A 21,898-nucleotide genomic window follows, 5' to 3' on the forward strand; every position below is an offset into this window, starting at 1 on the left:
GAACTGCGATGCGGCTGCACTAGATCGGTACTTTGCCGTACTCAGTCGGTGGGTGTTGCGTCGGGGCGGCTCTGCCCCGTTTTCTCGCCAGCATGCGAGGGTCGTCATCGAGGACGCAGGCGTTGGCGTAGCTACAACACCAATTTTTCCGTTATCCCGGGAAGCATCCTCGCCAACTGCAAGCTGCGGTTGTTATGGATTTCTTGATGATTGCTCGCCGACACGTCGCAAAAAAATCCACGTCGCTCAACACCCCTGCGGAGCGACGTGGAAGCAGTCCAACAGAAAAGAACGAAGAATAATACTGGGGATCTTATTATCCCTCTCATGGCGACCGTTTTATATCGTAGATGGCTGATTTTGTTGTAAGAATTATCTAATAATAACTTATTTTATTCCTAGTTCATGTAGGAAGGTGCCTAATATAAGGTGAGATTTGGAAATAGTCGACGCAACGCTTAAGCCTGTCTCTATGCCAAATATTTACAACAGGCGATCAAGTACCAACGTGCTGTGGTGAACTGATTCTGATCAATCCAGCCTGTCGTCGTCCATCGGGGCGGTGAAGTACCCCGGCAAGCGACCGGAGCGACTGCGTGGCGCCGCGCGGGGCGTCGTCACACGTCCTGGCTGAAGCTGTCTGAGCGTTTTCCGCGCGCCGGCACGGATGTCCATGCCCCGGTGGGAGGGCACCATGAAATCCTACGGTTAGCTGTAAGGAAAGACTGCAGATCGCGACAAGTTGCTTGGCGCGAGTTCAAATAGCGTAAAGGTGGTGCGCGAGCGATGGTTCGCAGCCGGCCGGCGCACCTGCGCGACTAGACGCCAGCGTCGTGGGCCGAGGTCATCAGGCCTCGCTCTCCAGCTAGAACCACGATCGGCTTGCGCAATTCAGAATTGCCGTCAACGGGAGGCATTGGGCTTTTTATGCGCCTCTTCCTCTGTGAGGCGAATAAGCTCGGAGGTGCGCATTTCAAGAGCGTCAGCCAACGAAAACAAGGAGTCCAGGGCGATTTTGCTCAGACCGCGCTCGACCAGCGAAACAAAGTTGCGGTGCAGGTTCGCTCGCTCAGCGAGCTGCTCTTGCGAAAGCCCCTTTGCAACCCTCGCCTTGCGAACAACACGCCCGAAGGCGGTAATCCGGTCCATCCAGCCCCCAGTGCAATACAGTGGGGCAAGTTTGGGGACTGTGTCGCTTGCTATCTACACAATATATTGTGCAAATACATTAGTCGACATTACAATGCACAATATATTGTGAAATATCGCAGCAAGCTCGGAATTTTTGATTTGCCTCCGCTGCTGCCCATGCGAGCGGTCTCACTGCCGCGACTGTCAATTTGAAGACGAAAGTAGGGAAATTCTTATGAGGAAGGCCATTCGTGGCGCTTTGACATTGCCCCTCTACACGCTTGTAGCCGCCCTGGCCGCATGTGGCGGCGGTGATGGTGGCAACGCCGGTAGTACGAGTGCAAGCGACAACACAAGGCCGGTTGTGTTATCAGGCTGGTTCACTTGTGGGGGAGCTGTGTCATATGTTGCAGTAACGCCCCGCGCCAATGTCTACGGTACATGCGACAACAAGAATCTGCTTTCGGGGCGCTACAGCGCGCAGCTGGACACAGCAGCGCAGGCGACGACGCCAGGTTGGTTCAATGCCACGCTGTCCAATGTGCAGTACTTCGACATGGCCACTGGGACTCCTGTTTTAAGTGAGGGTTCACTATCTTCTATTCCAATAGACACGTATGTGGGCAGCGGCCTTTATAGCCCAGCGCGTACTTTTGTAACGTTGACAGAGACAGGTAGCGCATCGAAGGCCGGAGTACTGAAGAATGGGTCGTTCATTCCAACGACATTAAGTATCTCCGGGCCGTATTGCCTCACTTGCGTCGCCGGCATGCCTAGGCTCCCCGCAACCTCCGGGGGCTACGCCGGTTCCTATGGCGTGGTCGTCAGCGTCCCCGGCAACCCAACGGCGTGGGCCTGGCAGTCCAACGTAAGCCTCACCATCGATGCCGCGGGCAACATGTCGGGCATTCTTCCTCAAGGCACCTTGAAAGCAGCCAGTACTGGCTTTGACGCAGCCACAGGTATTGCCGAGTACAGCGGCACGCTGACAACGACATCCGGCGTGGTTCCCGTTCAAGGCGTTTTCGGACTAGACCCGACTGGCAACGATCCACGAGCCAACCACATGGTGGCCCTCTACATCAGCGGCTCGTCTTTTCAATATATCTATCACTTGAGCAGTACAACGTAGGGGCCGAGTGAGGTTTGCTTTGGTGCATGCAAAGCCGCCACTAAACAACCACAGAACTAGGCGCTCCTCTTCTCGGTGGCACGATAAAAAACTTTGGGGTCAAATGCAGTGAAAAAAATACTTCCTTTCGCAGTCGTAATTGCGTCCTCTGCGCTGTCAGGTTGCGGAGCCTTGAATGAAAAGCTCGCTGATCGACATGAAACCGTTGAGATTTACCATATATTCGACGTCAAAACATCGGTGGCACCAGAGACCATAATCAAGGCATCGGCAGATGGTCTCGCCCGGAATACTAATTCCGTCGTCCAAAATCGGCCGCTTCAAATGGGAAAGAAGGTATCCGATGAGCCAGGGCGTTTTGACATCGTTGACGTGGCTGACGCGTTCAAGGGCACGGGTATCAGCAATATTTTGAATCTGGCTAACAGTGCGGGCACCACCACACCGCGTGTCGCCAAATGCGACGGTGCGATTTGGACATCCAAAGCCAATCGGCACATCACAGGTTTTGAGAACCTCAATCTCTACACCTGTCTTTACCGGTACAAAAAAGGGTATCAAGTCGATATGTACGCTGTATTTCAGAAGAAAAGCGGCGGAATCAATGGCTTGATTCGAGATGCCGCCGGGGCTCTTACTGGAACTGCAGACCAGTGGGTCAATAAGACGATTGTCGACACGGTCCGCTCTATTGAAGCAGCCACCAACTCTAAGGTGGTTCGACTCGAGGGGCAGCCTGAGCTTGGTGATCTGCCAAACGTGGACAAGCTTACCTTCCAATAGAAACAACAACGCTAGAAAGTGAGTGGAAACTTACATCTCCAGCGCGGCTCCTCACATTGGCGGTGAAAATGAAACATCCGATCAAGTCTCTCGCCCTAGTTGGCATCGTGCTCCTAGTCACAAGCATCTCTGCAGGGGCTCGAGGATATGTATGGCCTGCGGATAACGATTTCGTCGTTCGCATAATCAAGAAATACGACGAAGCGATTATCGAAAATACCTACAGCGTGTATGCCGAGAAGCAGCGATTAGTCGGCTTGGCGAACTTCGAGCCGGGCTACTACGTGACTTTTCCAAAGAAGGGGTTTTTTGGTGGCCCTGAGTCCAAATACTTCGAGAAGGAGGCCTTCGTCTCCCTTCGATGTGCCGATGCAGTTTGCAAGACTGCGGTTGCTCTATCGTCAGATGGGGAGGAGTTGCCGGTAGAGCGCTTCAACCTCGTCATGAAATACGCTGGGAACCCAGTATCCAGCCGGACGATCGAGCCAATAGTAAGCGTCCAGTTTCGGCATCTGCTGGTAGATGCGAAAGAGGAGCCCTTGGAAGACGTCAATACCTCCCCGGACCTGGTCGAATATTTGAAGACCCATCGAGATGTGCAATCACTCGCATTTATCGCAAATGATGAGGCGAAACAGATATCGAAGGCCTCCTCCATTGCCTACAACATTCGCAGCCAGGAGAGGCTCGCGCAACAGATAGCTGCCAACAAGAAGGCGGCCGAGGCAAGGCGACCGGCCATGGAGGCAGTGATGAGGGAGCGGAGGGCTGCCGAAGAGCGACTTCTTCAGCTTCCCAAAGGGGCGCAAATCTTCTGCACGTCAACTCAATTGCTGCGCGCTGGAAGCTCTATTGATAGCCTGACGTATAGATGCCAGCCATCCGTGGATGAATTTACATTGCTGCGCTCAATGCAGAAATTCGGATTTGCGGTTTCATCAGTCAATCAAAGCCCGGAGCGGGCGTTCGATTATAGTGTGGGTGCAAGAGTCTCCGTGATTCTGACGAAAGTGAGATAGTTAGAGCGTATCGCGAGCGCGACTATCGCGGCGGTCGGCGAAGTCCACGTCTTCGATAACTAGGTATTTGACCTCGCCAGCGGCCGGCAAGCAGTCGGATCTTCAGTCGGAACTGGTCATTCTCGGCCGGCAGCAGTTGGCAGAGCCGGTTGCCCACCGTCTCGCCCCTGGAGCCCAGGAAGAACACCTAATGCGAGCGGGCATGGCGCCACGCTTCCTGCCAATCCTCCCCTTCAGCATGCGACGTCAGAACTGCTGCCGGAGCCAAAGCAAACGTCCGGCACGTTCGCCGTGAGGCGCGTTTCCACCGCGGCGAGCCTTCATGGTGTCCGGGGCGCTAAATCTACGGTATGTGGCGCCGAAAATTCTTTTTGTCGGGCGCCTTAGGCGCGTAGGATTTTGCCCACCGACTTTAGTAGGGTGCAGTGAATCCCTTGCCCCGTCGTAAACAACGACACGAGGTCGCCTTAGTGGCGAGTGTCCGTTCCATTCGCGAACACCAAAAAGAAACGCGAGGAGCGTGCCCGGTTTCAATCGGGGCGCGACTGACATGGTCAACAACAAGTGTATCTGGTGCAGGCGTCTGGGCAGACGCCCTGCTAGCTTTTGCTTTATTTTTTTAGGCTTTACGCTTCTTAGCACGTTCAGCTTTGGTGCAGGGATCGTTGTGGACGGCGCCACTGCCACAAGCGTAGTGACGGCCGTCAATGGGCGGCAGACGGTCAATATCGCCCCGACTACCTCGGGCGTATCTCATAACACCTACACGCAATTCAACGTCGGTGCAGCTGGGGCTACGCTCAACAACACGGGCATTAATGCGCGCACGATCGTCAATCAGGTCACCAGCACGAACCCCACACTGATTTCCGGCGAATTGTCGGTGACTGGGCCGCGGGCGAACGTGGTTATCGCCAATCCGAACGGAATTACCGTGGATGGTGGCTCGTTCGTCAATACCGGCCACCTGGCACTGTCAACGGGTCAGGTCAGTTTTACTGATGTGCAGATCGCACCCGGTACCTATCAGCGTAACGTCAATCTGGCCACGTCCGCAGGCACGATTGTAGTAGGGCCACAAGGATTGACCGGCGCCTTGATTGGCCTTGACCTGCTGGCCAAGAACATCAGCATCCAGGGGACCGTTACCAATACGTACACCTCGCCGACCGCCATCACGCGCCTGTCGGCGGGCGACAGCAATGCGGTCATCAACACAGGCCTCTCGCCGACGGACAACGGCCACGACTGGCTGCAACTGACACCCCCGGCCCAGCCGCGCGTGGCCACGAGCTATGCCATCGACATTACGTCGGCAGGCAGCCTTGTCAGTGGACGGATCGAACTGATCGTGACCGACAAAGGGCCAGGTGTACGTAGCGCCGGACCGCTCAATGCGACTTATGGTGACTTCACGCTGACTTCCAACGGCAGCGTGCAGTTGGTGAATACCACGATTACCGCAGCAAATGGCATCAGCCTCAACGCCAAGGATGCGGTCGCGTTTTCCAATGTCGACGCCAGGGCTAACGGCGGTGGCTTCACCGTGTCCGCAAGCGGCGACATTCTGCTCGCGGAAAGCCGGGTGCTGGCGAGCGATGCGGTCGTGATGGACGGGGCGTCCATCACGCTGAAGCATATGGGAGCCGATACCAGTACGCTGGCGTCGGCCAACAGCGGCATCCTGCTCAAGAGCGCGGGTGACATCACCAGCGTGAATACCCTGGTGCAGGGCAGGACAGGCATCGAGGGGAATACTGAATCTGCGGGCGCCGTGACGCTGGCTGCCGGCGGCAATATCGTCAACCAGACCACGCTGGGCGGGCAGTTGAGCATCCTGTTCGGCCAGGAGGGCGACGTTTCGCTCAGTGCCGGTGGCAACATCACAAATCGCAACGCGCGGATCCTGTCGAACCAGAACGTTGCCATTACCGCCGGTGGTGACTTTGCCAACATCATCGATCACACCGAAGGCGTGATGGGTGGCGCACCGGTCAGCTATGAGCGGAGCAGTCCGAGATGGCTGGTGTTCTCCAAGCGCGAAAGCGGCATGACGGTCGACTATGGCTCGCTCGCTGACTCGGCGCGGCTGTCGTACGTTACGGCAGACGCCGGCAATATCAGGATCACCGCAAACAACGTCATCAATCACGGTGGTTCGATACTGTCGAACAGCGGTCAGATCAGCATTCAGGCAAACAACACGCTTACCAATGAGGCGGTGTTCACCGGGCAGGTCTCATACGACCGGTCGTGCGTTTTTCTTTGCCGCTACCACGCTGAAAGCACCGTGCAGTCGTTCGGCGGGATGATCGAGGCGGGCGGGGATATCAGGCTCGCGGCAGGCTCGCAAATTCTGAATATCGGCGGCACGGTGCTGGCAGTCGGCGGCCTGCACGTGTCGGCGCCACAGGTCGTCGCACGGGGTGTCACGGGGTACACGGCCTTTGTGCGGGATCACGACATGAAGGCGTGGTTTGGCAACAACTGGGCGACCATCTATCGCACCGACACGGGCGGCCTGTATCGCGCTGGCAGTGGCCAGGTTGAAATCGACGGTGAAGGCCAGATTGAAGGGGGGTCGTTCGTGGCATCGGGCGGTGTGAATGCCAGCCGCGGTGTCACGACCATACGCAGTCCGTACCGCACGCCGGTCACGCAGCGCAACCATCTGGGACTGGTGTCGTGGTTCGGGCTGTGATTGCGCGCTATGGCGTCGTGGCCAGTCTTGCCGCCTTGACCGCATTCGAAGCTTTGGCTCAGGCATTGCCACCTGTAAGTCTTCCGGCTGTGCGGCCGGAGCAGGATCCGGGGCAGCGGCTGCTGCAGGATCAGAGGGCCCGCGAGCAACAGCAGCAGGCAGCCCAGGCACCAGCGGAGATCGCTGTGCCCACGCCGCCGCCTGTGCCGGAGGTGGCGAAGGGCGAGGACATCGATTCGTTGCCGGACGTGGAGCCCATGTTCGTCATCCGCGAAGTCGAATTCAGCGGCGACACCGTTCTTTCACAAGGGGAACTGGCGGCGGTGGCCGCGCCGTTCCTCGGCCGACGCTTGGGGCGCAACCGGGTCAACCTGCTGCTGCGAAGAGTGACGGAAGCGTTCATCGAGCACGGCTACATCACGACCCGGGCCTATCTCGGCCCGCAGAACCTGGCCTCCGGTGTACTGAAGGTGAATGTGGTCGCAGGCAAGGTGGGTGCTCTCACCCTGAACGGCAAGCCACTGCGCCCGATCCCGGACGGCGCTCGCCCATTCGAAACGGACGGGGGAGGGGTGCTGACGGATGCCGGGACAGCGTGGGCCTTCGGTACCCGTGTGGGAGACGTGCTGCGGCTGGCGGACCTGGAGCAGGGCGTCGACCAGATCAACCGACTGCGCCGCAACCAGGCGGAACTGCAGATCCTGCCCGGCCAGTCGCCTGGCGAGTCGGTGATTGCCGTTGCCAACCGCTATGGCGACCGCTTCTTCTACGACCTCGGCATGGACAACTACGGCAGCACCCAGACGGGCAAGCTGCGCTACCGGCTGGGAGCGGAAGCCGACAACGTTATCGGCCTGCAGGAATCGATCGGTCTGAGCTTCGTCGGGACCCGCGACAGCAATGCCCTGGTCCTTTCCAGCGCAGTGCCGGTCGGTTACCAGACCTTCAGCTACACCACTTCGGTATCGGAGTACCAGCAGGTCATCGGAGACGCGGCCTTGCTCGAAGGCCGCACGTTCAGTCAGATCCTGGGCTGGAACTCCGTCCTGAGCCGGTCCCGCATGGGCAGGATGAGTATCGATGTGACCTTCGCCAGGACGCGCACCGAGCGCAGCATTGCAGGCCTGGCCTTGTCGCCACAAAGCCTTTCCGTGCTGCGGATGGCTGCCAATGGCTTTGTCCGCTTCACGGCCAACGGGCAGCCGGCAACGGCGACCTATGACTTTGGCTTCTCGCGCGGCGTGCCCTGGCTGGACGCGGTGCATGACAATCCCACGATAGGCCGGGGTGATGCCCACAACCAGTTCAACAAGGTGGACATGACCGGCACGGTGCAGTTGACGGCCGGCACGCTGCTGCAAACCTCCTGGGCCTACCGGGGTACCTTGCGCGGCCAGTTCAGCCCCGTCGCCCTGTTCGGCACCCAGCAGATCTATCTCGGCGGAATGAGTTCGGTGCGCGGCTTCATGGAGGGCGGCATTGCGGGTGACAGCGGCTTCTACCTGCGCAATGAGCTGGCCTGGCAGAACGCACGGGCATGGGACGGCGCACGCATCGAGCCCTATGTCTTTCTTGACGGCGGCAAGGCGCACCTGAACGCACTGGGCGGATGGCCGACGCTGGCCGGCTCCGGTATTGGCGTGCGGGCACAGGGCAAGTACCGCCAGCAAGCGATTTCCGGGGAGCTCCTGCTGGGGCAGGCCCTGATCCAGCCGAGCTCGCTTGGCAAGAAGGCCACCGTCCTGCTGGCCACGCTCAATTGGTCGATCTAAGAAATGGGGAATACCAACATGACCACCTTCAATATCCACCGGCTGTTTTTGCGCAGTGAGGCACTGTTCCTGTCCTGCGTCCTGGCCATTGGGGCGCACAACGCCTGCGCCGCTGCCAGGACCCAGCCGGAGCCGAAAAACAAGACAGCCGTTCAAGCGGCGGACACCGGCCCGCTGCCTGCGGGCGTGGTCGCACGGGTAAACGGGGCACCGATTACCCAGGAGCAGCTTGATGCAGCGCTGAGAGCAGTCAATACACCCGTCACGCCACAGATTCGCGACGCGGTGAAGAACCAGCTCATCGCCCGGGAGTTGTTCCGCCAGGCCGCTGAGAAGGGGCACTACGATACCCGCCCCAATGTCCGGCTGGCCATGGAGCAGGCCAAGGTCCTGTCCATGACTCAGGACTATCTGCGCGATGCGATCAAGCCTGGGCCGGTATCGGAGGCCGATGTGCGCGCGAAATTCGACGCCATCGTGGCGACGCTCGGCGAGTTCGAGTACAAGCCCAGTGCCATCATCGTGAAAGATGCGGACACGGCGCAGAAGCTCCTTGAACAGATCAAGAAGGGCGGCGACTTTGCGCAACTGGCCCGGCAGAACAGCCAGGGACCCACGGCCGCCCAAGGCGGCGTGCTCAACTGGGTCTCGTTCAAGCTGCCACTGCAGGAAGGCCGGACCCAGAACTGGCCCTTGCCGCTGGCGGCGGCCTTGGTCCAGCTCCCGGAGGGGGCTGTGTCCGCTGCGCCGGTGCAAGTGGGCGAGACCTTCTGGCTGCTGCGCGTGGAGGCAAAACGCCCGACCCAGATTCCCCAGTACGAACAGATCAAGGACGCGCTGCGCAAGCAGCTCGAGACGATCGAGGTCCAGAAGGCGACCCAGCAGGTCGTCGTTGACCTGATGAAGAGCGCGCGTATCCAGCAGTAAGCCTCCAGCAATCCAGGCAGACCATGGCGGCAGCCTGCCGGTTGCTGCCGTGCCGCGCCACCTCGGGCCGGAGGAGGGGGCGGCGCGCGGGAGCAGGCCGTTGCCTGCGGGCCCGTCACAAGAAGAAGCGCAGACAAGAAGCCATGAACAAGCGTATGCGAACCGTGTTTCGTCAACTTGACCACGCCGGTGTGGTGCGTGAGGTATCACGCGCCGATGCCATGCTGACAGGTGCGGGCGCAGCGTTGCCTGCCGCCCGTCGCCTGCCGGTATGGAAGCGGGCGTTGGCGGGCATGATCGCGGTGCTGATGTGGCTGATGCCGCTTTCTGTGACCTTCGAACAGGGCCGTATCGCAGCCGGCACGCTGAACGCGGGCAATCGTTCGTGGACCGACGAAGCCTGGGAAACGCTTCAGGCGAAGGTTGCCTCGCGCGTGCGCTTCGCCATGCAGGCGGCACAAGCCGCGCCGATTGTCGATCCCGCCGCGCCGATCGCGTTCCGGCCGACCATCACGCAGACCACGGGCGCCAGCGGCGGCGTTCCGGTAGTCAACATTACCGCGCCCAATGCCGCGGGCATCTCGCTCAATCAGTACCAGAGCTTCAATATCGATCCGGTCGGGCTGATTCTCAACAACAGCCTGCTGGGGGGCACTTCCCTCACGGGTGGCCAGCTGGATGCCAACGCCAACCTTGGCAACCGCGCAGCCAATGCCATCGTCAACCAGGTGACTTCCACCGGGGTGGGCTATGCCAGCGCGCTCAAGGGGCCGCTCGAAGTGTTCGGCGCGCCCGCCACGGTCATCATCGCGAACCCGAACGGCATCACCACGCAAGGGACGGGTTTCACCAACACGCTCGGTGTCACCCTGACCACGGGCCAGCCACAGTTCCTGACCGGTCCCGCCGGGACGGTGACGGACTTCTCCAATGCGAAGGCGCTGGGCTTCAACGTCACCGGCGGCCATATCCAGATTGAGGGCAACGCCGGTGTCAATGGCCCCGGCTCGGGCATCGAGGGCACGGTCGGCACCATAGACCTGATTGGCGAAACCATTGGTGTCAATGCACCGCTCTATGCGGGCTCCCGGATCAACGTCGTCGCTGGCCGCCAGTTTGTCACGCCGGCATCGACTTCTGCGACGGGCACAACCTATGCGACTGCGGCCAACGGTACCGTGAACACGGCCGCAGCGATATCCGCCGCCAATGGCGGGGCCAACAGCGGATATGCCATCGACGCCACGGCATTCGGCGCTGTCACGGCTGGTCAGATCCAGGTGATCGGCACGGCTGCCGGCATGGGCGTGCGCATGGATGGGCAACTGGCCGCCAACGCCGGGGACCTGCTGATCTCGGCCAATGGCGATGTCTCGCTGGCTGGCACCGCAGCGCAGCAGCAATCCACGTTGCTCGCAACGGGGAACGTCGCGCTCAGCGGTACGCATGTTGGTGTCGGCGGCTACACCATCAGCGCGACTGGCGATATCAGCTCGACGGGCACAATCCAGTCTGGCGGCCAATTGAGCGCAAGCGCAGGGCGCAATCTCACTGTGGCAAGCACGCAAGCCACGGGTGACACAGCGTTATCGGCCGGCGCCAGCCTGCAGGCGGGTGCGCTGCAAAGCGGGGGCGCCCTGGCGCTTTCGGCCGCTGGCGGTGACGGTACCGGCGATATCGCCGTGACGGACACGACCACGGCTGCCGGTGCAGCAACGCTCACCGCTGCCCGCGATATTCGTCTCGCCAGTCAGTTCAGCGCAACCACAGTCAATGCGCAAGCCAACCGGGACATCAGCGTTCAAGGGAGCGCGACCGTGCAGTCCGCTGCCGACACGACGCTTTCGGCGGGCGGCAATGTCGTTGCTGACGGCACGCTCAAGAGCGGCGGCAATCTGCTGGCGACGGCGGGGCAGAATCTTGCCATCACAGGCCAGAGCACCGCCAACGGCAATATCGCCCTGAACGTCGGGGGCGACACCCAGATCGCGGGCTCGCTGGCCAGCGGCGGCTCTACCTCCGTCACGGCTGGCGGGAATCTGTCGATTGCCGGCTCACTGCTCGCCACCACCGACACGAATCTGCAGGCCGCAAATAGTATTGATATCGCCGGCGTGCTCATCGCCCAACAGAATGGGACATTGCGAGCTGGCACGAATCTCACTGGATCGGGCTCTCTTGCCTTTGGTCAGAGCGCGACCCTGCAGGCTGGCAATGACGTCGCGCTCACCGGCAAGCTGCTGTCGAATGACCTGTCGGTGCAGGCGGGCAACAGCGTGAGCCTTCAGGACGTCCAGGCAGGCGGTGCGCTCGCTGTCATCGCACGGGGTGGCGACGTGGCCTTCAACGGCAATGCAGCCGCCGTCGGGGCCGCTGCCGTGACGGCCGGCCGCGACGTGCTGGTCAATGGTGCGCTGGCTGGCGGAGCCGGCGTGGACGTGGCTGCGGGTCGAAACATCGGCGTGGGTGCCAGTGGTTCGATCCAGGCCGTCAACGGACTGAGCCTCACGGCGACCACGGGAAATGTCACGTCTTCCGGCAAGCTGACGGTCGGCGACAAGCTCAATGCCAGTGCCGGCAACGACATCGCGCTGGATGGCGCCACCGACGCCGTGGGCGACATCGCTCTGTCGGGGGGGCGTGACATTTCGATCTCAGGTGCCGCTTCGGGCCGGGGAAATGCGCAGCTCATCGCTGGCAACGATGTGAATGTCGGTGGTACTGCCGCGATAGCCGGGAACGTAGCGATCAACGCTGGACGAGACCTGTCGGTAGGCGGGAGCCTCGTGGCCAATGCCATCAACGGGGTGGCTGCGGGCTCGGTGTCTGTAAACAACGTCCGGGCCAACGGCGACCTTGCCCTGAGCGCTGCAGGGACGGCTGGTGGTGGGGATATCCATATCAACGGCACCGTGCAGGGCGCGGGTGCTGGCTCCCTCGCAGCGTCCCGGGACATCGTGGTCAATGGCAGCCTGCAAACCGCTCGGGCATTGAACCTTGATGCCGGGCGAGATACGGCCATCGCCGGCACGCTGCAATCCAACGAGGATGTCTCCGTTGTCGCGCGCACCGGATCGGTCAGCAACGCTGGCACCCTGCAGGCCGGTGGCAATCTGGCCATCTATGCCGCACAGGCGATCGTCCTGGGGCCAAACTCCACCTCTGCGCTGGGCGATACCGCTCTCACGGCCGGTGGTGACATCGTGCTGGGCGGAACGCTGGCCGGCCAGGGCAATGGCACGCTGGTCGCGGGCAGCACCATCAGCGGAGACGGCAACACGGCATTTGGCCTGGCCACCTCGGTGCGATCGGGGGGCGACACCAACCTGACCGGCTCTTTGCGCGGCGGTTCAGTGCAAGTGACGGCAGCGGGCTCCGCCACCCTGCACGACGTGCAGGCCGGTTCGGCGATGAACCTTTCGGCAGGACAGGACCTGAACCTGACTGGCGTCATTGTTGGCGGCGCGGATGTCGCGGCATCTGCCGCGGGCAACCTCAACATCAGTGGCGGTATCCAGTCTGCCGGAAACACCGCACTGACTGCGGCCGTAGGCTCGGTCCTGAACACGGGAACCATCGCGAGCCAGGGCACACTTGGCATTCAGGCCGGCACCGACATCCAGTTCGATGGCATCACCACCAGCAGTGGTGACATGGCCCTTGCCAGTGGCCGCGACATCATCATCAATGGCGTCCTCAATGGTCAGGGCAGCGGCCAGTTGCTGGCCGGGCGCGACCTCGCTGGTACGGGCACGATCACATTCACGCAACAGGCGACCCTGGCCGCCGGGCGCGACATCGCTCAGGCCGGGCTGATCCAGGGACAGGCCGTTCAGCTTGTCGGCGGCAACAGCGTCGCCGTGAACAATCTCGAATCCGCGTCGACACTGAGCGTGCAGGCACTTGGTAACAGTGGTGGTGGCGATGTGCAGGTCAATGGCAACGCAGCGGCCGCCGGCGCCATTCAAGTCGCCGCAGTACGGGATGTTGCGGTCAACGGCAAGTTTGCCGCGGGTTCCGTTCTCTCGGTCGACGCCGGGCGCGATATCGCCGTCGGTGGGGTCGTGGAGTCGGTGGGCGACCTGTCGTTGCTGGCCCGCCAGGGCAGTCTCCGTGCTACTGGAGGCATCCATGGCGGTGGGCAGCTCAATGTCTCCACGGGGCTGGATCTGTCGCTTGGCGCCAGCACGAGCGCGGTGGGTACGCTGGTGCTCAGCGCTGGTCGGGATGCGGTATTGAATGGCACGCTGGCCGGTGGAACAGACGGAACCGTGATCGCCGGGCGAGACATCACTGGCGCGGGAACGCAGGGCATCACCCAGGCCGTGACGCTGCTGGCCGGGCGCGACCTGGCGCTTACCGGGTCCCTGCAGGCCGACAACGTGGAGGCCACAGGCGGCAACAACGCGGCACTCAACAATGTCATCTCTGCGAAGACATTGACGCTTACTGCCAATGGCAATGCAGGCGGTGGCGACGCGGCGCTGACCGGAACGGTGGGCGTACCTGGCGCGGTCCTGGTCCAGGGCAGCCGGGACGTTGCCGTCAGTGGCGCGCTGGCCGGCGGTACGCAGGTGCAGCTCAATGGCGGGCGCGATGTGACGGTGACGGGCTCGGTTCAGGCCATTGGCGATCTTGGGCTGCTCGCCCAGGCCGGCAGTGCGTCAGTCTCCGGCAGCGTGGCGACGAACCAGGCACTGTCGGTTTCGGCCGGTATGGACGTGAACCTGGGCGGCCAGGTGGCCGCGGCCGGTACCATCGCGGCGCAGGCTGGGCGGGACATCGCGCTCACGGGTACCGTTGCCGGCCAGTCGAACGGCACGCTCGAGGCAGGTCGCGATATCTATGGTGCGGGCAATGCAGCCTTCGGTCAGGCTGCCACGGTTGTTGCCGGGCGCGACACCGCGCTCAGTGGTGGGTTGCAGGGATCCACCGTGACCGTGACGGCGGGCAATAGCGCCGGCCTCGGTTCGGTGAAGGCGGTAAGCGGCCCGCTCGTTGTGACAGCGAACGGAAACGCTGGTGGTGGGGATGTCGCATTGTCTGGCGTAGCCGCCTCGGCGGGCGACTTGTCCCTGCAAGGCACCCGTGATGTGACCGTTGCCGGTGCCATCAACAGCGGTGGCATGGGTACGCTCGCGGCCGGCCGCAACATAGGTGTCGCTGGTGATCTCAATACCGTCGGGGATCTGACGGTGACTGCCGGCGCAGGTCGGATCGACCTGGCCAACGTGACTACCCAGGGCAATCTCGCGGCGACAGCCGCCACAGCATTGTCCGCTACCGGGCTGCTGCTTTCGGGGGGCTCGGCCAGCCTCAATGCCGGCGGTGACATGACAATCGCCGGCGGCATCGCCGCGCAGCATACCGGTGCCCTGAAGGCCGGCGGCAACCTCAATGCCGGAGGTGTGGCATTTGGCGACCAGGCGACCCTGTCCGCAACAGGAAATATCAACGTTACCGGCATCGTCGCGACCAACGGCACGCTGTCGGCCTCGGCGGGAAACAGCCTTGCCTTTGGCGAGGTCCAGGCTGGCGGCGCGGCTACCCTTGTTGCCAATGGTGCAGCCGGCGGCGGTGATGTCAGCGTCGCGGGCGCAACGGTGTCCGGTGGCGCCCTGCAGGTGACCGCCACACGGGACGCATCGCTCAACGGGACGGTGCTGGGCTACGACGTTGCAACGATCGTTTCCGGCCGGAACCTATTTGTTGGCGACCAACTGGCCGCCAACGGCGACATTTCATTGACCGCGACCGGCGGCAATCTCGCCGTGGCCGGTGCGTTGACCACGGGTGGCAACCTGACGGCCAGCGCGGCAGGCAACCTGATCCTTTCCGGCGGCCTGGTCAATGGTGACACCACGCTGGGCGCGCAAGGCGGCATGACGCTCACGGGTAGCCTGTTCGGGCTCGGCACGGGCACCTTCCATGCAGGGAGTGCGATCACGGGTGGCGGCGCGCTGAGCTTTGCCAGGGACATCAGCATTCTGGCCGGCAGCGGCGTGACTCTCGGCGACATCCAAGGCGGGCGGCGGTTCACTGCCACGGCCGGCGGGGATAGCGCGTTCGGGGCGGCTACTGTGGTCGGCAATCTCACGGCGACATCCGGCAACGGCAGCATCAGCTTCAGTGGTCCGGTAGCCACCGGTGGCGATCTTGATTTACGCGCGGCGCAGAATGTCACTGCCGCAGGCGGTGTGTCCGCCATGGGCGTGGTCAACGTGGTCGGCACGCAGGGCAATGTGACCGTGGCGGGTGTGTCCGCCAATGGCGATACGCGGTTGCAGGCGGGCCAGACCTTGACCTTGACCGGTAGCAGCACCGTGGCAGGCCAGGTCAATCTTGCCGGCAAGAATGTCACGCTGCGCGGCACGCTCGCTGGCTCCAGGGACATCACTGTCGCGGCGCAGTCGGGTCTCGATGCGGGCCAGTCGCAGATCATTTCCACCGGCAATACGACGCTCAGTGGCAGCAATGTCACGGTAGGGGATGCCATTGTCGGCGGCGCGCTCGACGTGCACGCTGGCAATCAGCTGTCGCTCGCGGGCCAGCAGGTCCTTGTGGTCGGCAATGCCACGCTGACGGCGGGGAGCGGCCTCAATAACGCCAGTAACGTACTGGCCGGCGGTGATCTCTCCGTGTCGGCCGGAAACCTGACCAATGGCTTTGGGGCGTCCCTGGCTTCCACCGGCACGACCACGATCACGGCCGGCAGCTTCACCAATGCGGGCATCGTCAATGGCCGTGCCACGAACGTGTCCGTCAGCGGAGCGCTTGCCAACAGCGGGTCGCTGATGGGGCTGAACGCGCTGAACATCACCGCCGGCACGCTTAACAATCAGGGCGGGCTCATCTTTGCGGGCGATCCCAATGCCCAGGGCGGATCGGCTACCGGGGATCTCTCGCTCACGCTGACTGGCGGCAACGGCGCCTTCTACAACGTCAACGGCAACATCCTCGCACAGGGCAACCTGGGCATCTCCGCCATCAATACGGCCTTCGATCCATCGCAGGGCACGATCAACCAGGGCGGCTGGCTCAATCTCAATGCTGGTTCGATCTACGTCTCGGGCACTTGGAACGTGGGTGGCCAAGGGGCGACGGTCAGTGGCATCAACGGCTTCACCAACGCTGGCACGATCAATGGCGCGGCGCCGACGACGCTCTCGACCGGCGGCACCTTTGCCAACTACGGGCAGATCAGCGCGGGTGACCTCACTGTCAATGGCACGCTCTACAACGCTGGTGGTGCCATCTTGCACACCAGTGGAAACCTGACGCTCAACGGTTCGGGAACCAATCGCGGTACGGTCGAATCGATGGCCTCGCTTGCCGTCAATGGCGGCTCGTATGACAACCAGCTCGCCACGACGCAGGCGGCAGGAAATGTGATCTTCAATATCGGGGGCGTGTTGCAGAACACCGGCGGCACGATCGCAGCCGGCAACAACGTGAGCATTCAGGCTGGCAGCGTGGTCAATGATCAGACGGCGCCGAGCGGGCAGCAGACGACCACCACCTGGGTTAATGATCCGGCGCTACTCATGTCGACACCGATTGGTACGCGGACGATAACCATGTGGTTGACTGTAGCAGGTGACAGCGGCGCCAGTGTACAAAAGACCGAGATCCGCGTGGCAACGCTAGGCGACCTGCTGTCATCGACGACCGCACCTGCTACCTCCGGCGATACGCTGACACTTGGGGCTACATGGGTCGCGCAAGGGTATTATCAGAACGATAGTGGCGGGCTCTATTACGGCTGGTCCTGGGCTGCAATGGATCCGTCCACAGCAGGATCTGGCTCCCAATCCTTTGCTCTGCCCGGTGTATATCAGACCGTTACAACGCAGCAGGCCGGTACATCCGGTGTCATTTCCGCTGGCAACACGATCTCAATCCTGGCAGATTCGTTGTCGAATCGCGGCGGACAGATTTCCGCACTGAACGGTGTCGCATTGAACGTGCAATCGCTCAGCAATGGCACGGTCGCCCCGACAATTACCAATCAGGCAATTACCCGCGTAGATCAGGCGAGCCTGACAGCCTTTCTGAACGCCATCAACGCCCTCGGTCCCATCGTTGACCCGGGTGGTTCGACAGGTGACCCGTCTCTGCCGGCCTATTATGGGATCGATGCCAACTCCATTGCCCCGTCGGTCAGCGGTTCAGTGGCATGGTCACCTCCCTTAGGCTTGATCGCAGCCGGCGGCAATCTCACAGTAAGCGGCGGCAACCTCGTCAATGAGGGCATTCTCTACGCTGGCAACAACGTATTGATCAACGCCGCAAGCCTGACCAACCAGGGTGGCAACCAGCAGAGCTACTCGTCGCAAGTAGGCTGTGCCTCCGGCGTGCCCGACACCGCGTGCGGCACGGCTGGCCAACCGCGTGGCAACAACCCGAATACCACCACCTTCGGCTACAACCAGCAGAATGCATCGATCTATGCGGGCCACGACCTGGTCATTGCTGCGGGTCAAACCAGCAACACCTATGGCAACCTGATCGCCGGCCACGACATCGTGATCGGCGGCGTGGGTTCCACGGCGACCTCGACAACACCTGCCGACAGCCTGACCAATACCTCGGGCAACATCGTCGCTGGCAACAACATCCAGCTCAACGTGGCGGGCGCCATCACAAACACGTTGCCGCCGCCCGTGACCGTGCACCAGAACTACGGCACACAACAGCAATACGCCGGCTGCATGACCGCAGGCGGTTACAAGGAAAGCTACTGCGAAGGCTACGTCGACCAGCAGTCCGGCAGCTCGTCGGTGATCTCGGCTGGCAACACGCTGCAGATCAATGCGGGATCGCTGACCAACGTCGGCAGCCTGATCTCGGCAGGCGCCAACGCCGTCATCAACGTGGCCGGCCCCGTGGTCAACAGCGCCCAGACGCTGAACGCCTACTGGCACTCGCACTGGGTGCAGGAAACGGGCATGTTCAGCAGCGACAAGCGCCACGACATCTGGGCGTGCGGGTCGCCCGAGCATTGCGCGGCCTTGTACGGCAGCGCGTACACGGCCACGGGCGGCGTCATCAACCCGCCGACGCCGGTGGGCAACATTGCCGGCACCATCCAGGCGCCGAACCTCACCATCAGCTCGGGCGGCCAGATCCAGAACGTGGGCAACGTGATCGGCACGGAGGTGTCGCTGACTGGCACACGGCTGATCAATGGCATCACCACGGCCAACACCTACACGCCGCGCGTGAACGCGCCCTCGCAGGTAATTTCCCTGAGCCCGCAGACGATGCCGGGCCTGAATCTGAGTGTGCCGCGCTCGGTTGGCAGCGGCCAGTTGCCGACGCCAGTGGCGGGCAAGGCCTCCTATGTGGACGGGCAACTGAACCCAGCGCTGTCGGCCGGCTTCGGGCCGCAGACGCTGCTCGATAACCTGCCGGCCAGCCTACAGCCCGGCTCGACGCTGTTCTACTTCAATCCCGAAGAAGAGAACCTGCTGCTGCAGCAGGCAGCGCTGGCCCAGACCGGCAAGGCGAGCTTCATTGACGGGCTGGCTTACGACAGCAAGCAGAACCTGTCGACCACGCAGCTCGAGAAGGCGGTCCTGTACCAGAACGCGCTGGCGTACGCACAGGCCAACGGTGTGCAGCTGGGCGAGGCGCTGACCCAGACGCAGGTCAGCGCGCTGGACAAGCCGATGCTGTGGTACGTGGAGCAGACCGTTCCCGACCCCAGTTGCACGGCCAACGGCGCGGCAAGCTGTCCGACCCTCATGGCGCTGATGCCGCAGGTGTACCTGCCGGCGGGCACGCAGGCGATGTCGGCAGGCGGGAATATCAGTGGGCAGAACGTCACGCTGAACTTCAAGCAGGATGGCAACGGCAGCATCCTGAACACGGGCAGCATCACGGCGGGCGGGACGCTGACGGTGAACACCGACTCGCTGACCAATCAGGCCAACGTGGTGGACGTCGGACAGATATGGAACAGCGTCAAGGGTGGCTACACCAACACAACGGGTACGGTCGTCCAGCCGGGCGGGTTCATGAGTGCGGCGGACATGGACCTGAATGTTCAGACCATCGCCAACGTGGGCGGGATATTGCAGCAACTGAGCGCCAACGGCACGGTGGACGCGGCCGGCACGCAGCAGCTGCTGGCGAATCTGCAGGCGCAACTGGGCGGCAACTTTACGCAGGTAGCGCAGACCGACAACCTCCATACGGATTTTGTGAAGGACGGCGGCTCATTTGGGGCCGTGCAATTGGTCGCGATCGTCGCGGCGGTAGTCATGTCCTGCATTCTGGGCCCGGAAGTTCTGGCTGCGTTTGATGCACTGATTGACCCGATTGCTTTCGCAGCAATCAGCCCGGCGCTGATGGAGTTCGCAAGCGTTGCTTCCTACGGGCTTGCAGCTGGGGCCACTGGCTTTGTGGCCAACGGCACGAGCCAATTGATCGCCACCGGCAAGTTTGACTTGGGGTCGGATCTAAAGGGAGCTGCGGCGTCGGCGCTCACGGCGGGGTTGACTCAGGGGCTGGTCGGTAACAGCGGGATTGATACGTTTGGGACCGTGACCGAGGCGAATCCTGCCACGACGCTGGCAGACCTGAGTGATACCGCACTGAAGATCGGCGAGCGCGGGTTGATTAGTGCCGGCGTGAGTACGGCGGTCAATGGTGGCGGCTTCGGGCAGGCACTCCTGAACAGTGTTGGCAACGATCTCGCCGCGGTGGGGGCTAATGGCATCGGGTCGAGCGACACGTTTGGCTCCGGGCCACTAAATGTGCTTGCGCATGCCCTGCTGGGGTGTGCGGCGCAGGGCATGATGGGTGGGGATTGCGCTGGAGGGGCCATTGGCGGCGCGTCTTCTGCGGCGCTGACGCCGTTCATTGGTGCGGTGGTGGTGGGCAGTGGTGCGGCATCGCCCGAGCAGACGGCGATGATAACGGCGCTGTCGATGCTCGCGGGTGGTGGCATTGCCTCGGCACTGGGCCAAGACCCGATGGCAGCGGCCAACGCGGCGCAAAACGAAGCGCTGAACAACTGTTCCATGCACGAGTGCTGGAACGGGGTGAAGGACAAGCTGACGGCTTTCGGGTCTGCCGTGGCGAGTTGGCTTGGCACGCCGGAGGGCATGCTGACCAGTTCGATGGTGGCCATTGCCGGCGACATGGGTGGTGGGCTGGGCGGTAGCGGCGGGGCTGTGCGAAGCGCCGCTACGGACGTTCTTGATGGTGGGGTAGCTCGCGTTGCCACAAGGACGGCAGTTAGCCAAGCAGATCTCGACACACTTGCTGCGAATGGCGTGAAATTTACGCCGCAGAATGTCGTCGCTACAGGGATGACACCAAGTGGTCAGACTGTGTTCCTTGAAACAGGTAGTTCAAGCGCAGGCCTTCAACACATCATAGAGGAGCATGGTTCGGAGTTTGCGAAAATGGGTGTGTCGCCGACTCAGATTCCCGATGTTGTTATGGAGGCTGTAACGCGAGGAAAGATCGTCGGTTACCAAGGTTCCGGGACCGGGCGGCCGATTTATGAGGTGACCGTGAATGGCCAACAACAACGAATCGCGGTTACAGTTGGAAGCAATGGGTTTATCGTGGGTGCGAACCCGCGGGGGAGTGTGAAATGAGAAAAATAAAGGTAATGGCCGACTACCAATGCCACCCCTTGTGGGACATGTCACCAGGGGCATATGGCGACATCGACCCAAATGCCCTGCCTATCTCTGACCAGCTAAAGCAACGACTCGCTGACTGGGCACGCGCGTTTGATGAAACTTTGAATATGGCGGACCCTGCGAGTTCTGGCTTCAAAAGCATAGAAGCAGAGGCGGCATTCAAAGAGCGGGGTATTCAGCTTGCGGAACAGTTACAAAACGAACTCGGTCCGGAATTCTTAATTTCCGTCAAGGTGTAACTTGCCACAAACGGAGCAGGTCAGACGAGTGTCGAGGGTGAGGGAAAGCATAGCGCATCAGGTGGCGGTATGGCGTGGCGCCCTCGCACATCCGTTCTGGTGCATCATTCGATTGCAACGGAAGGCCTGTTTCTTTGGATAAGTCTGGGCATCCGCGCGCCCGTGTGGGCGCGCCTTGCTATTTAACGAATCCGGATTGCGCGGGCAAAAACCGCGTCTGGGCAAAAAACTTGCAACAGAGCCCCGCGTCGGGGCGCTGAGCCCCCGCCAAGCCAAGCTGCGCCTAGGGTTGCGGGCCGTCGCCAACGTGGGACGCGTCGGGTGCTGGATATGGTGCCATTGGCGGGGCGACCAGTGCACTGCTGGCCAACCAGGTCGCGGGGTTCGTGACGGATGGCCAGGGCAATCCGACCACCGGCCAACTGGCGACGATCACTGCGCTGTCCATGCTGGCCAGTGGTGGTGTGGCGAGCATGCCGGGGCAGAACGCCAACGCTGCAGCCTTGGCGGCGACGAGACACTGAACAATACCTG

At 61.8% G+C, this 21,898-nt stretch carries 9 protein-coding genes; 8 read left to right on the plus strand and 1 reads right to left on the minus strand.

Features of this window, described 5'->3' with window-relative positions:
• Positions 1 to 903: 903 nt before the first annotated feature.
• On the minus strand, positions 904 to 1,149 hold the full coding sequence (locus tag AC07UK_RS15060) for a helix-turn-helix domain-containing protein (RefSeq protein ID WP_494687378.1): 246 nt from the start codon (positions 1,147 to 1,149) through the stop codon (positions 904 to 906).
• A 217-nt stretch (positions 1,150 to 1,366) separates the two neighbouring features.
• Between AC07UK_RS15060 and AC07UK_RS15065 the strand changes: the two genes are divergently transcribed.
• The 8 genes from AC07UK_RS15065 (at position 1,367) to AC07UK_RS15100 (ending at position 21,364) form a co-directional block, all read left to right on the plus strand.
• Positions 1,367 to 2,263, plus strand: coding sequence for a hypothetical protein (locus tag AC07UK_RS15065; protein WP_494687377.1), 897 nt, complete (start codon positions 1,367 to 1,369; stop codon positions 2,261 to 2,263).
• Positions 2,264 to 2,434: 171 nt separating this feature from the next.
• Positions 2,435 to 3,046: a hypothetical protein gene (locus AC07UK_RS15070; protein WP_494687376.1), complete on the plus strand. Its 612-nt coding sequence runs from the start codon at positions 2,435 to 2,437 to the stop codon at positions 3,044 to 3,046.
• 68 nt (positions 3,047 to 3,114) lie between these two features.
• Entirely contained in the window at positions 3,115 to 4,065 is a 951-nt protein-coding gene (locus AC07UK_RS15075) for a hypothetical protein (RefSeq protein ID WP_494687375.1), read from the plus strand.
• A 550-nt stretch (positions 4,066 to 4,615) separates the two neighbouring features.
• Entirely contained in the window at positions 4,616 to 6,766 is a 2,151-nt protein-coding gene (locus tag AC07UK_RS15080) for a two-partner secretion domain-containing protein (protein WP_494687374.1), read from the plus strand.
• A 35-nt stretch (positions 6,767 to 6,801) separates the two neighbouring features.
• Positions 6,802 to 8,538: a ShlB/FhaC/HecB family hemolysin secretion/activation protein gene (locus AC07UK_RS15085; RefSeq protein WP_494687414.1), complete on the plus strand. Its 1,737-nt coding sequence runs from the start codon at positions 6,802 to 6,804 to the stop codon at positions 8,536 to 8,538.
• 18 nt (positions 8,539 to 8,556) lie between these two features.
• On the plus strand, positions 8,557 to 9,465 hold the full coding sequence (locus AC07UK_RS15090; protein WP_494687373.1) for a peptidylprolyl isomerase: 909 nt from the start codon (positions 8,557 to 8,559) through the stop codon (positions 9,463 to 9,465).
• A gap of 143 nt (positions 9,466 to 9,608) precedes the next feature.
• Positions 9,609 to 21,077 (plus strand): beta strand repeat-containing protein, encoded by an 11,469-nt coding sequence (locus tag AC07UK_RS15095; RefSeq protein ID WP_494687372.1) that lies wholly within the window; start codon positions 9,609 to 9,611, stop codon positions 21,075 to 21,077.
• A complete protein-coding gene (locus AC07UK_RS15100; RefSeq protein ID WP_494687371.1) occupies positions 21,074 to 21,364 on the plus strand; it encodes an immunity protein CdiI family protein in 291 nt (96 codons plus the stop codon). Before AC07UK_RS15095 ends, AC07UK_RS15100 begins: the two co-directional genes overlap by 4 nt.
• The last annotated feature ends 534 nt before the right edge of the window (positions 21,365 to 21,898 follow it).

This window comes from Cupriavidus sp. GW821-FHT07C08 (assembly GCF_059419025.1).